Source organism: Bacillus cereus group sp. BfR-BA-01349, from assembly GCF_022663795.1.
In the GTDB taxonomy this organism is placed as follows: domain Bacteria; phylum Bacillota; class Bacilli; order Bacillales; family Bacillaceae_G; genus Bacillus_A; species Bacillus_A cereus.
In genome coordinates this window covers 1-3,180 of sequence record NZ_JAKUGE010000099.1, presented here as the reverse complement: position 1 = coordinate 3,180, position 3,180 = coordinate 1, and the positions used below count along the sequence as shown (strand labels likewise).

The following is a 3,180-nucleotide window of genomic DNA, read 5'->3' as shown; positions in this document are numbered from 1 at the left end:
CGTTCCCATACCGAACACGGAAGTTAAGCTCTCTAGCGCCGATGGTAGTTGGGACCTTGTCCCTGTGAGAGTAGGACGTCGCCAAGCAACTTTAAGACGAGTCAGAATGACTCGTCTTTTTTGTGTTTTATAAAAATAAGAATGGCTGGTAAATCTCAGTTTATTAAAATTTCACTTTATTGTTCACATCAACAAGTTCAAAACGCTCACAGACGAGTAACATATCTTCAGAGAAATTAAGACCAAGCTCATTTAGTTCCTTTGTAAAAAAACGAACATGGGTGTCTCTCCAGTAATTATAAGTACGATCTCCTTCGCCTTCAGCGATAGCGAATTCTTCGCTTACTTCATTCATTGGTGTTACAGTTACTTCTATTGTCTTAATAATAGCTACAGGTTCATCATTACTATGGGTGTCTCTCCAGTAATTATAAGTACGATCTCCTTCGCCTTCAGCGATAGCGAATTCTTCGCTTACTTCATTCATTGGTGTTACAGTTACTTCTATTGTCTTAATAATAGCTACAGGTTCATCATTACTATTGAGTATAATACTATAATCAATAGTAGTCGGTAGTGATTCATGTTCTAATTCATAAAAAATGTGACCGGAGCATGTAGCGGTTTTAATACCGTCAATTACTAGTTGTGCAAGATAATTAGGGGCATCCCCAAATTGCCAAGCTGTAACAGATTCTGGTTTTTTGTTGTTTCCCCAATAAGTATCCCAATATGGCTGTGCTAATTGATTCATTTTTATCGTTACCTCACTCTAATTCATATTTAGTCTCTTTATAATTCCTAGGAAATTTACTTACTTATTTAGTATGTCTTTGTACTCATTTAAAAGTTGTAGCGGTGTGTTGCAAATTAAAAAGATACTATGTGGAGTGAATATAGTTTGTAAATATGTTCTGTACATATATGGAATCTTTAATTTTCCAATTGCATTTTATGATAAAGGATGTAGTTACTTAAAGAACGTTCAGATTATGAATGGTAGTTTATTATCACTATGCCATATTGAAGTGAGTAATACTAGAGTTAAAATAGATGAAAAAACTGATATTCTAAATTGAATATCAGTTTAATAATATGTGACTTATATGAATCTATAGCAATACGAAAAGCGTAAATAAGATAGCCAACAAAATACGATAGTACGCAAAAGGTTTTAAACCTATCTTCTCTAAAAGCTTTAGAAAAGTTACTACCGCTAGCATCGCTACTATAAAAGAGGTAATGAATCCTACCGCAAACATAGGGATGTCATCGACACTTAAATACTTCCAACTTTTTAGTAAGTCTAAGCCTGTAGCCCCAATCATTACAGGAAGAGCTATTAGAAAAGAGAATTCAGATGCAGTCTTATAATTTACTTTTGCTAATAGACCTCCAGAGATAGTAGAGCCAGCTCTAGAGAAGCCAGGGTATACTGCTAAGCACTGAAATAATCCGATTGTTAAAGCTTGGCGGTATGTTAAATCGTCCAGTGAATAGGCTGCTGCCTCTTTCTTTTTTACTTCTGCAAAGAGCATAAGAATTGCACCTGCTACAAGTCCAATCACAACAGTGTATGGCTGGAATAAGTATGTTTTAATAATATCATGTAGTAGCAAACCAGCAACCACTGCCGGAAATACGCCAAGAAATACATGGAACGCGTTGAATTTTTTTTCTTTCTGTAGAAGAGGCTTAATATTACATAAAGAAACGAGACGTTTATGATATAAAATTGCAATGGCTAAAATTGCGCCTAGCTGAATAACAATTTCAAACGTTTTCGCTCTTTCTCCCTCAAAGCCTAATAAATGCCCGACTAATATAAGATGGCCAGTAGAGGATATAGGTAAAAATTCAGCTAATCCTTCTACAATACCGAGTATGAAGGCAATAATGATATCGCTCATAGTTTCACTCCTACAAATTAATGAATGTCTACTTTTTTAAAATAGAATAGTGTTGCAATAAATCCGGAAATTGTCGTTACTGCAATGATGATATAAGAATACTCTGGTGGATATGTCGGTTGTAATTCGTTATTTGCGATATCTAGAGTAGCGGTCCACGGGAATAAATCTTTATGCTTGGAGTTTACGAGCATAAGATTAGTCATTGTAATAATGACTGTTAATATAATGGGCGGTACATAGCTCTTCATTACAAGAGTTAGTAGCACAATAGGTGAAGACAATAGAAAGAGAAGTCCACCACATATTAAAAATTCTAGGAAAGAACCTAAAAGTAAAGAAATGTTAAAGCCAGGGAAGTTCCCCAATAGCCCTAATATTAAAGTAAGTGCCCAAGCGACTAAAGTTAGCATCATAATCCAAAGAAAGAGAATGATGAATTTACTTATAATAAAGCTAATGCGCGACACGGGGATAGTTAGTAAATTTTTCAGTGTATCTTCTGCATATTCACGGGTAAGCAAATATGCAACCACTACTCCATATAAGGGGAATCCTATAACTAAAGTAGTATATAAGTTAACGTCAGTGAATAATTGATGGAACCAAATAGTTGGAGTAGGCTGTTTTGTTTTTATATGTATATAAGAGGCTACTACAACTAAGAAAGGTGCGACACCAGCACCAATAATGCTAATTAAAAACATATTAGAGCGTTTTAGTTTTAAGAGTTCTGTATAGAGTAGATTAACCAATTGTTCCACCTCCAACTAGTTTGGTGAAATAATCTTCTAGTCTATCTTCGCTTATCATCATTTTTAATACTTCAATATCGTTAAAAACAAACGTTCTGTTTATGTATCCTTGTTGTCCAAAATGAGAGTAAATACGAATATTTCCTTCATCATGTACTTCATAATCAAAAATTTGAAGATGATTTTCTAATAACATCACAGCTTTATCGTCATTATTCACTTGAAACTCTATGTACTTACGGTTTGCTTTGCACAGCGTATCAAGAGAAACCTCTTCTAGTAACTTTCCTTCATGAATAATTCCGATACGATCGACCAACTGTTCTATCTCGGCTAATATGTGACTAGAAATGAGTATTGTTATATTTCTTTCTTGAGCTAAAGAATGAATAAGTTTTCGTATTTCTGTACGCCAAGTTCTCCTATAAACGTAGCGGCGTGAAATGGAGGGGCTGACTCTTACACAGCCTAACTATTTGTTCGAATTTTATGGGTGAAACTCCCATTCTAGGATA

At 34.7% G+C, this 3,180-nt stretch carries 2 protein-coding genes, 1 rRNA gene and 3 pseudogenes; 1 reads left to right on the top strand and 5 read right to left on the bottom strand.

Going from position 1 to position 3,180, the window contains the following annotated elements:
- Positions 1-87, top strand: a 5S ribosomal RNA gene (gene rrf, locus MR169_RS27810); the annotation flags it as partial.
- Between the two features lie 76 nt (positions 88-163).
- Here the strand turns inward: rrf and MR169_RS27805 are convergent.
- The 5 genes and pseudogenes from MR169_RS27805 to MR169_RS27785 all read right to left on the bottom strand — a co-directional run.
- Positions 164-409 (bottom strand): annotated as a pseudogene (locus MR169_RS27805) (ASCH domain-containing protein); the annotation flags it as partial.
- Positions 410-754: pseudogene (locus tag MR169_RS27800) on the bottom strand (ASCH domain-containing protein); the annotation flags it as partial. It lies immediately after the preceding pseudogene.
- A 358-nt stretch (positions 755-1,112) separates the two neighbouring features.
- On the bottom strand, positions 1,113-1,910 hold the full coding sequence (uppP, locus tag MR169_RS27795; protein ID WP_001279960.1) for an undecaprenyl-diphosphate phosphatase UppP: 798 nt from the start codon (positions 1,908-1,910) through the stop codon (positions 1,113-1,115).
- A 17-nt stretch (positions 1,911-1,927) separates the two neighbouring features.
- Positions 1,928-2,665 carry an ABC transporter permease gene (locus MR169_RS27790; protein WP_000247716.1) on the bottom strand — a complete coding sequence of 246 codons (738 nt, stop codon included), beginning with the start codon at positions 2,663-2,665 and terminating at the stop codon, positions 1,928-1,930.
- Positions 2,658-3,071 (bottom strand): annotated as a pseudogene (locus tag MR169_RS27785) (ABC transporter ATP-binding protein); the annotation flags it as partial. The gene MR169_RS27790 and the pseudogene MR169_RS27785, both read right to left, overlap by 8 nt.
- Between the last annotated feature and the right edge of the window lie 109 nt (positions 3,072-3,180).

Coding starts and splice junctions, on each gene's coding strand:
- uppP (WP_001279960.1), bottom strand. CDS start 1,910: ATGAGCGATATCATTATTGCCTTCATACTCGGTATTGTAGAAGGATTA.